Origin of the sequence: Leptolyngbya sp. ST-U4 (assembly GCF_039962215.1) — a bacterium.
Taxonomy (GTDB): domain Bacteria; phylum Cyanobacteriota; class Cyanobacteriia; order Elainellales; family Elainellaceae; genus Leptolyngbya_A.
The window spans coordinates 1-14,398 of the sequence record NZ_JAMPKZ010000055.1; the positions used below are offsets into that span (position 1 = coordinate 1).

A 14,398-nucleotide genomic window follows, 5' to 3' on the forward strand; every position below is an offset into this window, starting at 1 on the left:
AAAGCCAGGGTCAATTGGAGATTTTCCAGTGCAGGTGCGCGCATTCGGTTAGGGCATCTCTATCCTAAATTAAAGCATGCTAACTAGGCAAAGTTTATTTGGTGAACTACTAGTTTTTGCATTAAAATATGAAATTTCCTGATAAAACGAACCATCATGGCAAGAAAGCCGAAAGAATTTGGTGAACTGCTACACCAGCAACAGCGTGCCAAGGGACAGAACGTGAGTGAGGTGCCATTGAGCAGGGAGGCGCGATCGTACCTAGAAGCCTATTTAGAGAGCAGCAGGGAGGCGTATTTGAACCGATACCGGAGAGTCCGATGTTTCTAGCGCAGGACCCGAAGAATAAGAGGCAGCGGTTAGGCTACAAGGGGCTGCACAAAATGGTGTGAGCATGGCAGAACTAAGCACAAGGAGAAATCGCTATGCCTTACCAAGAACTGCAACGCTTGAGTGTTGGAGAATTTAAGCGATTGTGCGGCGTGAGCTGGGAGACCTTCGGCGAGATGGTTGAGGAGTTGCGTCCCCACCTGGAACACCAGGGACGACGAGGTGGACAAAACAAACTGAGCTTGGAAGACCAGTTGTTAGTGGCATTGGAATACTGGCGGGAATATCGCAGCTAGTTCCACATTGGCACGAGTTGGGGACTGCACGAAACAACAGTGGGGCGCATCATCAAGAAGGTCGAGGACATCCTGGTCAAATGCGGTCAGTTTCGCTTGCCTAGCCAACGATAGCTATACCAACCGGGGTGGGAATGGAAAGTGCTGCTGTGGACGTAGGCAAAGTCAAAATCGAACTCCCGAAAAAAAATAGAAACGGTACTACAGTGGGAAGCACAAATGCCATACGCTGAAGGCGCACCTGTGAGTGGAGTTTGACACCGGGTAAGTGATTGCCACCTACAAGGGCAGGACGCATGACTTCAAGCTGATCAAGCGCAGTCGCCTACCCTTTGTGCTATCGCAGTTATGTTTAGCTGACCGAAGGTATCAGGGGTTTGCCAAACGTTATGCTGGGGCTTGTACCCCAACCAAGAAACCGCGCAAGCAACCGTTAGCCAAAGACGAAAAGCAGCACAATCGGGCACTAGCGAGACTGCGAGTTCGAGTGGAGCGCATCATTCGTCGCTTCAAGATCTTCCGCATCTTCTCAGGACGCTACCGTAACCGCAGGAGGCGATTTAGCTTGCGCTTGAACTTGATTGCCGGGCTGCTCAACTACGAACTAGCACATCCCGCCTGATTCACGCAGGAAGTTTACTATTTCAGCTAGCCTCGGCAGCCTGCAAGACGCGTCTCACGGTTTGGGCATCGGGTCGTAAAGTAGGGTTGCGATCCAGTAAAGCAACAATAACTGCTCTAACATCGCGCGGAATGCCTCTTCTGAGCTTGCCGATCGGTGCTTTTAGTTCCTCACTTGTCGGAAGTTTATTGCTCAGCATTTGATGCAGAGTCGAGCCAAGGGCATAAAGGTCTTGAGAAACTCCCTGAATTTGTGCAGAAGCACTCAACGATTCAGGCGGCAAGTAGCCCGATGTTCCCCAAGGCACCGGATCTAACGCATTGATTTGGCAAGCACCTTCAAAATCGAAAGCTCGCAATGTGCCATCTTGACTGCGCATTAAATTCATGGGCTTGCAATCTCGCCAAATCCAACCAGCGGCATGAAGTTTTTCTAGAATACAGGCGATCTGAATGCCATACTGTATCGCTTCCTGAATGGGTAATTTTTTGCTGCGTTGGAGAAGAGCCTGTAAGGTTTCGCCTTCAATCGCTTCCATTGCAAGATAGAAATTTTCTCCTGCTTGAAACGTTGCATAAACCTCAGGAACCTTTACTCCTGCCAGCTTTAGCGATGAGAGAATTTCAGCTTCATATTTTACTCTCCAGTATCCATCTCGCCCATCCCAGTCAATCTCTCCTGCTTTTCTTCCTTCTTTTAAAATGCACAATCGAGCCGGAAGCACGCTTAAATCTAGCGCGCGATAGACTCCTCCCTTTCCTCGCTGAGACAATGCCTCATAGGCACGAAAAGTTGATTGGAGTTGACTTGCTTTAGGGGCTGAACCGGAGCTGAGCGATCGTGAACTGTGAATGAAAGGATCAGTCACCCAATGAGGAACAGCCGCTTGGGGTTCACGTAGATCCGGGACTAAATTGCCTTGAGGAGTTCGTACAGCAGGAGTTTGAGTTCCGTCAGGGTTTGTAATGGCTAAAGAACTAAATGAGCCGTAGCGATAATAAACACAGCTATTTTGTCTCAGCGGCAGATCGTAGGGGATCGGAGGAGAGGATAATCCTTCAGTCAATTGATGCAGCCGATCGGCAATTTCAACGGCAATTTCAGTTGTTTTTGGATATACAGTAATAAATTTTCCAACCTGACTGAACCCATAGAAAAGACCGCTGTTAATTTTCTTCAGTTCCTTAAGAGAATTGGGTGCTTTGAATAAAATGTTATTTTTTTGCAAGAAAGGCGCAACTCGCTCAAAAATTTCAATTGCAGACAAAACCGTTGCAGAAACATGAAGCTTCCATCCCTGCTCGGCATCATCGCTATTTCCTAAGCGGCTAGATCGCCAGATGGAGTAGTCAGATTCTACTGGAAGGTAAGTCTTACAGAGCTGCTGCCATCGACTTTCCGCTTTTTGAACTAAAGCAAGATATTCTGTAAAGTCGATGCATTTTTTCGACGTTCTACTCAGTGTCTTACTGCTCATCTTTTTCCTCTTGCTTAAGCAACTAAAAACAAAATTTCGACAGCATTATTAGTAAATCCGCAACCCTTTTAGATCACGGATGATTAACACAAAACTACAGCCCTTTCAAAGCTGAGGTCGTACAAGAAATGGGATGCAGGAGTGATGTCCCTGCATGGAAACTGTGCCCCTACATCCCCTCATACCTTAGTAGAGTGGAAAAAACTCATTTCAGCTTGCTATTTAGTCTTGGGAAGACTCAATCCCAATAGGAAAATCGGTTGTCGTGGTCGTGAAAGTGGTTGTGGTTGTGAAAGTGCAGACTAAGGTTGTGGTTGTAGCTGTAAACGTGGTCGTAGTCGTGGTGTTCTGGGCTCCACCCGTTGTTAAACGCAGGTTTTTTAACTGAGCTAGCTCTTCTGGCGTTTCAGCAAAATTTTTCATTGCGACTTCCCACGCTTCTGAGCCAACACCTTCGCGAGAAACTCTTTCAGCCTGCTTTTTGAGCCTTTCAGCAAAGGTTCTATCAGCTAACGCCCGATCGAGAACTTCTTGAAATTTCATGATTCATCCTCCTTCTTGTAGCAGTTTTAGAAAGCTCAGTAATGTCAAGACAAAACTTTGATAAACGTGACTCAATCAAAGTTCAAATTCACGTGACCTCTGAGTTTCTACTGTTAATCTTGACGAACCTGCACAGCTAATGCTATTACCCACCTGGGTACTAAAAGCCTATCCGAACACCCGTATTGCTCTCACCACAATGCATGCACAAGCGAGGTGAATCATCCCCAGATAGTTTTCTTTATGTTTCTCCCAACGAATCAATAAGCGTCGAGATCAATTCATCCATGCGTGTGTTCGCTCAACGACCCATCGTCTTGCTCGGTAGTTGGGAATATCATGAATGATTCGTTTTCCTTTATCCCGGGATGGAATATGTCCCACATATCCCCAGGCTTTAACAATCTCTCGCACTTTATGGTAGTCATACCCTTTGTCTAAACACAGATTGCAAACTTCAGTGTCACCGGGAATAATGCGTTGTGCTGCTATTGTCATTTCGGTCATCTTCATGTCATGACGATTGGCTCCTTCAATGGCGATTGCAAGTGGGATGCCTTTACCATCGGTTAACAGACTGCGTTTGGTGCCCAACTTCCCTTGGTCAGTGGGATTAGCTCCCGTTGCTTTTTCCCCCAACGGTGCTTTGACCATTGCACCATCCATCGCCATCCACTCCCAGTCGATGCCAACCGCCTCGGCATACTGTTCTAACCCCAACTCCCACATGCGTTCAAACACGCCCTGCTCAACCCACAGCTGAAAACGATCATGAACGGTACTAGAAGCACTTAAACAACGAGGTAAAGCGTTCCACTAGCATCCGGTTCGCAGCACATAGAATACGGCATTTAAGGCTTTGCGATCATTCATTCTGGCGTCATCCTTTCGGCTTTGGAGCTTCGAGTAGAATGGCTGCTTTTACCCGTTCCCAGACTGGGTCGGGCAGCAGAAAAGTGGGGTCAATGTCTGTGAAGCTCATGGAGTTCTAAACGCTGAAATAGAGCCGCTGCGATCCTCTCACAGCTCTGGGGGTTTTCGGATAGATTTTTAGCAAAGGCTTTTTCAAGCATTGCATCCTGACGTGGGTGGGGTGAGTGGAATGGAAACGTCGGGTCGGATGCTGCCCCAATCGCTGGGTGGGAAACCGCGCTGTTCCGTTTGACCGAGAACTGGGGATTGCCCCTTGTAGTACTGGCTAAACCATCCCTATTGCCTCATTTTGTTTGTCATTCAGAAAGTTTTGCGGCACAGTCAAAGCAACTCTTCCAAAGCGGCGGTCGCGTTCCTGATAATGCAGCAAGGCGCAATACAGTGCTTTGCGATCGAAGTCGGGAAATAGCACATCGGTAAAATAAAGTTCTGTGTATGCGATTTGCCAGAGCAGGTAGTTACTGAGACGCATTTCGCCGCTCGTGCGAATGAACAAATCTGGATCAGGATGTCCTGCTGTATAAAGCTGTTCCTCTAGCTGTGCAGCATCAATTTCTGTGGGATGTAGCGTTCCCTGTTGAACCTGTTGGACAAGCTGACGACAGGCATTGATCAGTTCGTTTCGACTTCCATAGTTGATTGCAACATTGAGATGAACGTTGCAATTGTGGACAGTTTCCTGCGTGGCTCGGTGCATTTCCTGCTGAAGCGACGGGGCAAGGTTTGATCGATCGCCAATAAAAGTAATCTTGACGCCTTCTCGCTGCATTTCTACCAACTCGCGCTGGAGCAGTTGTTCAAACAATCCCATGAGAAACTGAACTTCCGACCGCGGACGCTGCCAGTTCTCGGTGGAAAATGCATAGGCAGTTAACGTAGAAATGCCCCAATCCTTGCAGCAGCGCAACAGTTCCTTCAACGCTCTGGCTCCCTGCCGATGTCCCGCAAACCGAGGCAATCCTCGCTGCATTGCCCAACGTCCATTTCCATCCATGATGACGGCAATGTGGCAAGGCAACCGTTGCGGATCGAGATCCGCTGGTAAGGCTAAAAAGTTTCGCTCATTCATCGTCATGATTTAAAATTCTCCTCACTGAATGACAGGGACTTTCACCCAGTAAGTCCTGCAAAAAGGCTGGAGTCAGACCTTGGTTCCAGCGACCTAGAAGCCGCAGCGCGTGGATGCAGGTCAAGGCAAATGTCCATCGGTTTGTTGCAGACCAGGCTTGCCATCCCAATACCTCAGTCATGCGGTGAAGCGTGCCCACCAAGCTACTGCGATCGCGCTGATAACCGATTCGCCCCTTCATCGTTTGTAGCAAGGTCCAGCCAACACAGGGGAGCGATGAATTTGGGTATGCCCAAACGCCAAAGCCCCAAAACTTTGCCATGTGGTTGATTTCATCCAGCAGCAGTTCATGCAGCACCGCTTGCAAAGGTCCAGTCGTATGGGCCATCAACCAGAGATAAAGGCAGGCAGCTCCATATTCAGTCGCAACCCGGTGCAGCCCGTGACGGTAAAGCGCAATCGTTGGGCTAGCCACAGAGTGATAGGCTCGAACTGCATGGGGCTGAGGAATTATTTTTCTCCCTGCAAGTTGGGTATAAACTCTGAGCAACGCGGGTGTGTGTTGCCGCTCTTCTTTTTCCCAAAGACCTGGTTCTAGCAATTGACCGTCTGCCGCGACCACTCCTCCGACAAAGCGAGCCATCCGGGAATCGATCGGTTCTAGATATTGGCGACTGGTTTGGGTATAACCCCGAATTGGGGCTTCTGTGTCAATCGCCCCTCGTAGAATCGACAGAAACGCCTGGGGCTGTATCCCCACAATTTGATCCAGGGCAATTCTCTGCCAGTCGATCGGTTTCCAGGGGCGGGGTTGAGGGTGGTGAAACTGATTCGGTAAATCCTGAAGGCGATCGTTCAGGTGAGCGATTGAAAAATAATGGTTGAGCAAATCACTTAAATCCTGCTGAGTGGGAGAGCTAGAAAAATCGAGAGAAGCTGATTTGATGTAATGCAATTTGTTGTTATGCATTAGTGGCAGGTCGATCGTCATAGGATAATTCCGTCGAAGATTTGATTGCGATCGTTCACAGCTTAAGCAATCCATCTGCTTCGCGTCAGTCGGGGACAGTCGCCCATTGAACCTGTGCAAAAGTCGGAAAAGTCGGAAAAGTTGGGGATAGAGACACTGGCCGGACTGATTCAGTAGAATGTGTAAAAAACTTCATCAGTTATTCCGCAATGGAAGCTGAAATGGCACTGGTATGGGTGGATCAGCTACTCGCTCGAAAAACTGGAAAACGGCTTAGCGTCCTGCAAAAGGAGATTTTGGGTAAGGTGCTGCGTGGGCAAAAGTACCCGGAGATTGCAGCGCATTCTGGTTATACTGAGGGACACATCAAGGATGTGAGTGCTCACCTATGGAAGGTGCTGTCTGGGTTATTGGGCGAGCGCATTACCAAAAGCACCTGTCGAGTTGTTCTGGAGCGGTATCTCCACACGCTGTCTGAGGTTTCGGCAACATTCCTCCCTGCACAGGCATTGGTGAACGATCGCCCCCCGTCCAAAACTCTTCTGGGTCGGGAAGCGGCAATCGCGCATCTGGATCATCTCGTGCAGCAGGGTTGTAGAGTCATTGTCATTCAGGGCGAAGGCGGTTTAGGCAAAACGACGCTGGCACAGCACTATCTCCAAACGCAAGGATTTGAAGCAGTGCTGGAACTGCTGATGGCAAAAGAAACGCAAAATATTACCTCGGTTGAACGCATTGTTGAGGAGTGGTTAAAACAGGACTTCCAGCAGGAACCGGGATCGGAATGGGGAATTTCGCTGGGACGCTTAAAACGCCAACTGCATCAGCGGCGAATCGGTATCCTGATTGACAACCTGGAACCTGCGCTGGACGCAGAAGGTCGGTTCATTCCACCCCATCGTGCCTATGTTGAGCTACTGCGAGTCCTATCAGATGCTAGAGTTCAGTCTGTCACACTAATGACGAGTCGCGATCGCTTATGTGAACCCGATCTGGCAGTAGAACACTACAAGCTACCCCGGCTCGATCTCGCGGCGTGGCAAACCTTTTTCAGTCGCCAAACGGCGATCGATCTGCCCACCCTGGGGCAAATACATCATGCCTATGGTGGCAATGCCAAAGCAATGGGGATTTTGTGTGGTGCTATTGCTGAAGACTTTAATGGTGACATGGCAACCTACTGGCAGGAAAATCAGCAGGACTTGCTGGCAACACGAGACTTAAGAAATTTAGTGATCAATCAGATCGATCGCCTGCAAGCATTAGATCCGGCTGCCTATCAATTGCTTTGCCGCTTGGGATGCTACCGCTATCAGGAAATGCCGGCGGTTCCCTCGGAAGGAGCGCTGTGTTTACTTTGGGATGTACCGACTAACCAACGACGGCAGGTAATGACTGGGCTGCGGGATCGATCGCTGGTGGAGTGTGAACAAGGCAAATACTGGCTGCATCCTGTGATTCAAGCGGAGGCGCTCGCCCGGTTGCGTGCCAGTCCAGACTGGGAAATCAGCCACCGCAAAGCCGCAGAATTTTGGACGACTCAAGTCTTGACGATTGAGACCGTTCAAGACGCGCTGCAAGCTCTGGAGGCACACTACCACTACATCGAAATTGGGGACTTTGAAGCAGCGGGGAGCGTCATTCTCAAAAGCCGGACGAATCAGTGGCGGCAGTTTTTACCTCTAGGCAGTACTCTCTACCGCATGGGATTGCTGCAACCCGTCCTGACCGCGATCGTCCAAGTGATCCCTAACATTCAATCTCCCGCCAAACTCAGCGAACTCTACAACATCCTGGGAGATTTGTATTGGATTACGGGTCGCATTCAGGAAGCGATCGCCTGTCAGGAGAAAACAATTGGGCTGGTGGATGCTGCTCAGCAAAAGCTCTCTTTCATTACCCGAAACCAGCACACCGTTTACTATCTTCGGATGCTAGAAGTGGATTCACTCCTGAGCATTGGGCTATACCAGATAGACTTATGGGAACTGGAAATCGCCGCCCGACTCTTTCAGCAGGTGATCGACCGAGCGCAAAACACCGCCCATCATCCTTGGGCAGAAAAAGCATCGGTCTGTTTAGCCCTAACCCATTCCTATCTAGGGCAAGCCGATGCCGCCTATTCCTTAGCAGAGACAGCCTATCAATCTATTCTGGCTGAGAAAGTGATCGAACAAACCGGACGATTCGCCTATTTCATTCAGATTCTAGGGCAAACCTACACAAATTTAGGGGAGTTTGAGCGCGCACAGGCAATGTACGATCGTGCCTTGAAATTTGCAGAAGAAAGTCATTACACCCAGGTCAAAGCAAAGACGCTGAATGGACTCGCAGAACTTTGTCGCCGCCAGCAGGCTTTAGACAATGCACTGATGTACCACAAACAGGCGATCGCGCTGCTCGATACAATCGGAGCTGTTTGCGATTTGGCAAATGCTCATTTTCAATTGGGACTCACCTACCAGGCGATCGGTGAATCGCAACTGTGTCAGCACTCATTAGAGCAGGCATTACGATTGTTTAGGCAAATGCAAGCAACAGGACAGATTGAAAGGATTCAACTACAGATTCAGTTCAAGTGACTTCTAGAAGGTGAAAGAGAAAGCTTACAATGATGAAAATTTGTAAAAAAGCCACGAATTGAGTACCTAGTTCTGACAGTTTCAGAGCAACATTCTCAATCAGAAGGGATGAGTACTTAGTTCTGAGAGTTTTATACCAACTGAACAATCTTGGAAACTCACATTTGTTGGTCGGCTTTTCGGTGTATCTTATTTGAAAGTAGGTTACGCTGTGCAAGTCTCACAGAAACCTCTAGATCATTCGTTATCGAGAGAGAGTTATGAAAAGACGCTCTGTGCTGTATGCTTCGCTGTTTACAGCGGGTTTGTTAGTAACGGCTTGTACTCAACCTCAACAGTCTGGGCAAGCAGGGCAGGATACATCCTCCCAGACCCAGGCGACGGGAACTCCCCCTGCTGTTGAACTGACCTTTGTGTCTTATGGAGTCGCGAAGCCGCTGTATTCCAAAATCATTCCAGCATTTCAAGCAGAATGGAAAGAAAAGACAGGTCAACAGGTAACTTTCAAAGAGTCTTATGGAGCTTCCGGTGCTCAAACGAGAGCTATTTTGGGAGGGTTAGAAGCAGATGTTTTGGCTCAGAATATCCAAAGTAATGTTGACCCGCTTGTGGAAAAGGGATTTGTTGCTACTGATTGGAGTAAACGTTTACCGAATCAAGCTTCTCCTGCTAGCACCGTCATGGTGTTAGTTACCCGTCCTGGTAATCCGAAGCAGATCCGCGATTGGCGAGACCTGGCAAAAGATGGGGTATCGATCGTGGCAATTAACCCTCAGACTTCTGGGAATGCTCGGTGGGGTATTTTAGCGGGCTATGGTGCGTTAGCGAAGAGTGAAGGTGAAGCAGCAGCAAACGCTTATCTAAACGGCTTTGCTAGAAATATCAAAACACTCGTGAGCAGTGGACGAGAAGCATCAGATGCCTTTGTCAAAAACAAAATTGGGGATGTGCTGGTTACGTTTGAGAATGAGATTATTTTCACTAACGATGCCATTCCTGATGATTATCCCTATATTGTTCCAACTGACAATATTCAGGTTGATTTTCCAGTAACTGTCATTGACAAAACTGTTGACAAGCGCGGCACACGGGAAGTTGCAGAGGCGTTTACAGCGTTTTTATTTACCCCGAAGGCACAAGAAATTTTTGCCCAAGCCGGGTATCGTCCGATCGATAAACAAGCCTATGCCACAAAGTCTAGCCAGTATAAGCCTGTAGACAAGCTCTACACGATCGCGGATTTTGGCGGATGGCAAGCCGTCAACAAAAACTTGTTTGCAGATGGTGGCTTATTTGATGCGGCTCAAGCAGCAGGTAAACAATAGGCATGGCGACTCGGACGATTCCTACCTCCCAAGTTGCAGGTCGGGCATTGTTTTCTGGGCTGGTGCTCACTTATCTCAGCTTTATTCTGCTGCTGCCGTTAGGCGTCATCTTTCTACAAGCCTCTCAGCGTCCGTGGCAGGAGTTGTGGCAAGTCATTACGGCTCCGGTGGCAATCGAAGCCTATACGCTGTCTTTTTCCGCAGCGATTTTGGCAGCGCTTATTAACAGTGTGTTTGGGTTGATTCTTGCCTGGATTCTGGTGCGGTATGACTTTCCTGGTAAGCGATTTGCCGATGGCTTGGTCGATTTACCGTTTGCTATGCCTGCTGTGGTGGCAGGGATTGCCCTGTTATCTCTCTATGGTCCAGATGGAATGGTGGGTCGCTACCTCAACCCTGGAACGGCTTTAGGAGACGGGCTGCAACAACTGGGGTTTCAATCCATCAACCTAACTTCTTCGGTGATAGGCGTCGTGTTTGCCAAAGTTTTTGTGACGCTGCCTTTTGTGGTGCGAGCTGTACAGCCTGTCTTGATGGAGCTAGAGCCAGAAGTGGAGGAAGCTGCCCATGTCTTGGGAGCAAACGATCGACAAGTATTTTGGCGAGTCATTTTTCCACAGTTGCTGCCGGCAATCCTCACGGGCTTTACGCTTGCCTTTGCAAGAGGCGTTGGTGAGTATGGAGTCGTTGTCTTAATTTCAGGCAATATTCCTTACGAAACGATGATTAGCTCCGTCTATATTTACCGTCGTTTAGAGGAGTATGACTATAGCGGGGCAACCGCCGTTGCGATCGTCTTGCTCATTGTTTCGCTCATTGTCCTGGTCTGTATTAATCTGCTGCAATGGTGGACTCGGCGATATGACCCTTAGCTTACCTCAACCCAAACAGATTGCTCTGCGGTTGCAACAGCTCCCTTGGGGGCGCTATCTTCTGATTGGTTTAGGATTGTCATTTCTGGCAATCGTTGTTCTCTTTCCCTTACTAACGGTGTTTTACCAGGCGTTTGCCAGCGGCATCACTGCTTATTGGGAAGGCATTACCACTCCTGAAGCCCAACACGCGATCGCTTTGACGTTGACAATTGCGTTGGTCACGATGCCAGTCAATACTGTCTTTGGGATTGCGATCGCTTGGATTTTGGTACGCTACCAATTTCCGGGTAAGCCAATTCTGATAGGGTTACTAGACTTACCCCTTGCGATTTCGCCTGTGGTGGTGGGGTTAATGTTTATTCTGCTCTACAGTCCTACGGCAGGCATCTTTGGCAGTTGGGTAGAGGCAAGCAATCTAAAAATCATTTTTGCGTTACCCGGCATGATCCTCACAACTCTGTTTGTGACATTGCCCTTTGTAGCGCGGGAAGTGCTGCCAGTTTTTCAAAGTATGGGAATCGAAGCGGAAGAAGCTGCACAAACCCTGGGGGCAAATGCCTGGCAAACCTTCTGGCGCATTACATTTCCCTCAATTCGGTGGGCAGTGCTGTATGGCGTCATTCTCTGCACATCTAGGGCGATCGGCGAGTTTGGGGCGGTTTCAGTTGTCTCCGGGAAGCTAATTCGGGAAACAAATACGCTAACGCTGCATGTTGAACAGGTTTACACCGAATATCAGACTGTTGCTGCCTTTGCCTGTGCTTCGCTACTTGCCCTTTTGGCATTACTGACTCTAGTTGTCCAGGAATTATTGCGGACGACCGATAAGCTGCAAACATCAGCACATACTTCAATACCTAAAAATTAGCTGACCAAAGGAACGATATTGTGGACGAAACGTTGAATGGCTTGGGGGAATATGTTCATCCTCAAGGATATTTGGAATATGTCAGTACGCTACCTTTTCTAGGACAACTACGCTGCCCAACTCAGACGATCGAAGCTGGAAGCTGGCAAGAAATCCTGCTCGATTATGAGGTTGGTGCGTCTGGAATTGCAGATGGTGCCTGGATCAAGGTGACATTTAAGTTCTATTCAGACTGGGGACTGTTTCAAACTGAAGACCCTTTAGCTGCAAACTATATTTCTGCGGAATATCAGGCTCGACCCTCGCTTCCGGGGGAAAGCCCTGCTACCGTGCAATCGCTCAAGGTTCGATTTGATCAAAAAGGACATGAACGCCCTTTTCAAAAAGCGATCATTATTGACATTGTAGATGGCTATCTTAAACCCGGAGACCACATCCTGATTCGCTTGGGCGATCGGCGGGCTGGAGGACCTGGAACCCGAGTTCAAACCTTTGTCGAGCAAGACTTCCGCTTTCGTGCTTATATCGATCCGGTTGGCACTTCTCGCTTTGCCGCAATTCCAGGAGATGTTGTGGTGGATATTGTACCTGGAGCACCTGCGAAACTGGCAGTCATTAGCCCTCGATTGGTTAGGGCAGGAACAGCTTTTCCTCTCAGAATTCGTGCTGAAGACCGTTGGGGCAATACCTGCTGGAACTTAGGCAAACCGCTGAAGTTAATCCAGCAAAGTACAGCTGGAGCGATCGTCGAGCAAGAACTGAACTTTCCAAAGCAAGGATGGGCAGTTGCCAAAACAGATCTGACGTTGGAAGCGATCGAAGAAACGCGATTTCAAGCAACTTTAAGTGGAACAAGTTTGCAGAGCAATTTAACGCCTGTCACTGTAGAGTCTGATCTGGCTTATCCGCGTGCGTTTTTTGCTGATCTGCATGTACATTCCAATAACACGGTCGGAACCAATAGCACTGAATACAATTTCACCTATGGTCGAGATGTTGCCGGATTAGATATTTTAGGCTACACCGCAAACGACTTTAACATCACCAAAGAACGGTGGCAGGGTGATGTAAAACAATGTCGAGAGATTACCGAAGAAGGCAAATTCCTCTGCTATCCCGGAACAGAATGGTGTGGCAATTCTGCTGCTGGCGGCGATCGCAATGTGATTTTCTTAGGGAATGAAGTGCGATTTCCCTACGATCCTCAGGGTAACCAAGTGCGATCGTTTGAGTGGAATGAAGAAATGAAGGGACAGGAATTAGTCCCTGGGGCTTGGCCCGTCGATCGGCTGTTTGCAGCTTACATTCACGATCCAGAGCAACATTTGCTGATTCCTCATGTCGGCGGACGACGTGCCATTTTAGACTGGCATCACCCCCAGTTAGAACGGCTCATTGAAATTGGTTCTGCTTGGGGACATTTTCCCTGGTTTTATCAAGATGCAATTCGTCGAGGCTATAAGGTTGGTGTATCTGCCAATGGAGATGAGCATCGAGGACGGTGTGGCGGCGGCGTCCCGGGTACAGCCGTCTTTGGTGTAAACGGTGGTTTGACAGGGGTCATTGCGCCATCCCTAACCAAATCAGCCATTAATCATGCCCTGCGTTCTCGACATACCTGGGCAACAGCAGGCGATCGTCTGGTTGCGCTGCTGTGGTCAGGTTCTCATATTCAGGGGGACGAGTTTACTGCATCCGATTCAGTCAAGATTCAATATCGATTCTTGGGCACAAGCGGCTGGGATGAGATTGCTGCTTATACAGATACAGGATTGTTGTGGAGCCGTAATCTTCAAGCTGAGGTAGGCTATGCTCCTAATCGAATCCGACTTCGCTGGGGAGGAGCACGGATTAAAGATCGCTATCGTTGGGCAGAATGGCGCGGAGTATTAGAGTACTCCAACACGCTCATGCAGAGTTATCAAGTTTATGGATTAGAACATCCTGAAGAGTATGTGCGACGAGCCAGCCCTCTAAAGCTAGAGTTCCGCTCTGACACTTACGGAGATAGTGATGCAATTGAATTAGAATTATCCGATTTGCTCCAAGCTCGGTTTCGTCTGCATATTCAAATTGGTAGCTACACCAAGGTAGGTAGTTTACTTCAGCCTAATCCTTATATTCACTGTCCTGAGTTCACCTGGGAGTTCACAGGACAGGAGCTGCTAGCCCAAACTAATTTGCGTCAAGAATTGGGTGGAGCAGAGCTTTTTGTTGCCGTAGAACGTGTGAGTGGAAAACAGATGCCCCGAGATTTAAGCGGTGAATTTACTCTGCCTCCTCAATCTAGACCACATGGCTTTGTACCTGTTTATCTATCAGGTCGTCAGGTTGATGATTCAAAGGTTTGGACAAGTCCATTGTTCGTTGAATTTGGCTGATTCATATTTATTAGACTTGTCGGGAAATAAGCAAGAATAGAAGGCAGAAATGGGATAAGCAAATGCTGGATATTGAACGGGTGCTGACACAAGACCGCTTGCTGCGCGCTTTAACTGGCTTGAATCG

The 14,398-nt window shown here is 48.6% G+C and carries 12 protein-coding genes and 1 pseudogene; 8 read left to right on the plus strand and 5 right to left on the minus strand.

Annotated features, from left to right (window positions below; translation table 11 throughout):
* The first annotated feature begins 425 nt into the window (after nucleotides 1-425).
* From NDA02_RS26895 to NDA02_RS26905, 3 genes are all read left to right on the plus strand, one after another.
* The gene (locus NDA02_RS26895; RefSeq protein ID WP_242067218.1) at nucleotides 426-626 is read left to right on the plus strand and encodes a hypothetical protein; all 201 of its coding nucleotides are present in this window, start codon (nucleotides 426-428) and stop codon (nucleotides 624-626) included.
* 39 nt (nucleotides 627-665) lie between these two features.
* Nucleotides 666-740 carry a hypothetical protein gene (locus NDA02_RS26900; RefSeq protein ID WP_347277842.1) on the plus strand — a complete coding sequence of 25 codons (75 nt, stop codon included), beginning with the start codon at nucleotides 666-668 and terminating at the stop codon, nucleotides 738-740.
* A 154-nt stretch (nucleotides 741-894) separates the two neighbouring features.
* Nucleotides 895-1,248, plus strand: a complete 354-nt coding sequence (locus tag NDA02_RS26905) for a transposase family protein (RefSeq protein ID WP_347277841.1) — start codon at nucleotides 895-897, stop codon at nucleotides 1,246-1,248.
* Between the two features lie 22 nt (nucleotides 1,249-1,270).
* Here the strand turns inward: NDA02_RS26905 and NDA02_RS26910 are convergent, their stop codons facing one another.
* The 5 genes and pseudogenes from NDA02_RS26910 to NDA02_RS26930 form a co-directional block, all read right to left on the minus strand.
* The gene (locus NDA02_RS26910) at nucleotides 1,271-1,972 is read right to left on the minus strand and encodes a protein kinase (RefSeq protein ID WP_190790967.1); all 702 of its coding nucleotides are present in this window, start codon (nucleotides 1,970-1,972) and stop codon (nucleotides 1,271-1,273) included.
* Nucleotides 1,973-2,947: 975 nt separating this feature from the next.
* On the minus strand, nucleotides 2,948-3,268 hold the full coding sequence (locus NDA02_RS26915; RefSeq protein ID WP_190791047.1) for a hypothetical protein: 321 nt from the start codon (nucleotides 3,266-3,268) through the stop codon (nucleotides 2,948-2,950).
* A 168-nt stretch (nucleotides 3,269-3,436) separates the two neighbouring features.
* Nucleotides 3,437-4,250 (minus strand): annotated as a pseudogene (locus NDA02_RS26920) (IS5 family transposase).
* A gap of 216 nt (nucleotides 4,251-4,466) precedes the next feature.
* Nucleotides 4,467-5,270 (minus strand): isoprenyl transferase, encoded by an 804-nt coding sequence (locus NDA02_RS26925; protein WP_190791049.1) that lies wholly within the window; start codon nucleotides 5,268-5,270, stop codon nucleotides 4,467-4,469.
* Complete coding sequence (locus NDA02_RS26930; RefSeq protein WP_199296443.1) at nucleotides 5,263-6,261, minus strand: ferritin-like domain-containing protein; 999 nt, start codon at nucleotides 6,259-6,261, stop codon at nucleotides 5,263-5,265. The genes NDA02_RS26925 and NDA02_RS26930 overlap by 8 nt, the downstream gene beginning before the upstream one ends.
* A gap of 188 nt (nucleotides 6,262-6,449) precedes the next feature.
* Here NDA02_RS26930 and NDA02_RS26935 point away from each other — a divergent pair, with 188 nt between their 5' ends.
* The 5 genes from NDA02_RS26935 to NDA02_RS26955 all read left to right on the plus strand — a co-directional run bounded on the left by NDA02_RS26935 (nucleotide 6,450) and on the right by NDA02_RS26955 (nucleotide 14,271).
* The gene (locus NDA02_RS26935; RefSeq protein WP_190791046.1) at nucleotides 6,450-8,822 is read left to right on the plus strand and encodes a tetratricopeptide repeat protein; all 2,373 of its coding nucleotides are present in this window, start codon (nucleotides 6,450-6,452) and stop codon (nucleotides 8,820-8,822) included.
* 260 nt (nucleotides 8,823-9,082) lie between these two features.
* Entirely contained in the window at nucleotides 9,083-10,147 is a 1,065-nt protein-coding gene (locus NDA02_RS26940; protein ID WP_348247384.1) for a sulfate ABC transporter substrate-binding protein, read from the plus strand.
* A 2-nt stretch (nucleotides 10,148-10,149) separates the two neighbouring features.
* Complete coding sequence (gene cysT / locus NDA02_RS26945) at nucleotides 10,150-11,019, plus strand: sulfate ABC transporter permease subunit CysT (RefSeq protein WP_190791550.1); 870 nt, start codon at nucleotides 10,150-10,152, stop codon at nucleotides 11,017-11,019.
* Complete coding sequence (gene cysW / locus NDA02_RS26950) at nucleotides 11,009-11,890, plus strand: sulfate ABC transporter permease subunit CysW (RefSeq protein ID WP_190791551.1); 882 nt, start codon at nucleotides 11,009-11,011, stop codon at nucleotides 11,888-11,890. Before cysT ends, cysW begins: the two co-directional genes overlap by 11 nt.
* Nucleotides 11,891-11,910: 20 nt before the next feature.
* The gene (locus NDA02_RS26955; protein WP_348256234.1) at nucleotides 11,911-14,271 is read left to right on the plus strand and encodes a DUF3604 domain-containing protein; all 2,361 of its coding nucleotides are present in this window, start codon (nucleotides 11,911-11,913) and stop codon (nucleotides 14,269-14,271) included.
* Nucleotides 14,272-14,398: the final 127 nt, after the last annotated feature.

Excerpts from the sequence above, each read along its gene's own strand:
- cysT (WP_190791550.1), top strand. The coding sequence starts at position 10,150 with ATGGCGACTCGGACGATTCCTACCTCCCAAGTTGCAGGTCGGGCATTG.
- NDA02_RS26935 (WP_190791046.1), top strand. The coding sequence starts at position 6,450 with ATGGAAGCTGAAATGGCACTGGTATGGGTGGATCAGCTACTCGCTCGA.
- NDA02_RS26925 (WP_190791049.1), bottom strand. The coding sequence starts at position 5,270 with ATGAATGAGCGAAACTTTTTAGCCTTACCAGCGGATCTCGATCCGCAA.
- NDA02_RS26915 (WP_190791047.1), bottom strand. The coding sequence starts at position 3,268 with ATGAAATTTCAAGAAGTTCTCGATCGGGCGTTAGCTGATAGAACCTTT.
- NDA02_RS26930 (WP_199296443.1), bottom strand. The coding sequence starts at position 6,261 with ATGACGATCGACCTGCCACTAATGCATAACAACAAATTGCATTACATC.
- NDA02_RS26940 (WP_348247384.1), top strand. The coding sequence starts at position 9,083 with ATGAAAAGACGCTCTGTGCTGTATGCTTCGCTGTTTACAGCGGGTTTG.
- cysW (WP_190791551.1), top strand. The coding sequence starts at position 11,009 with ATGACCCTTAGCTTACCTCAACCCAAACAGATTGCTCTGCGGTTGCAA.
- NDA02_RS26895 (WP_242067218.1), top strand. The coding sequence starts at position 426 with ATGCCTTACCAAGAACTGCAACGCTTGAGTGTTGGAGAATTTAAGCGA.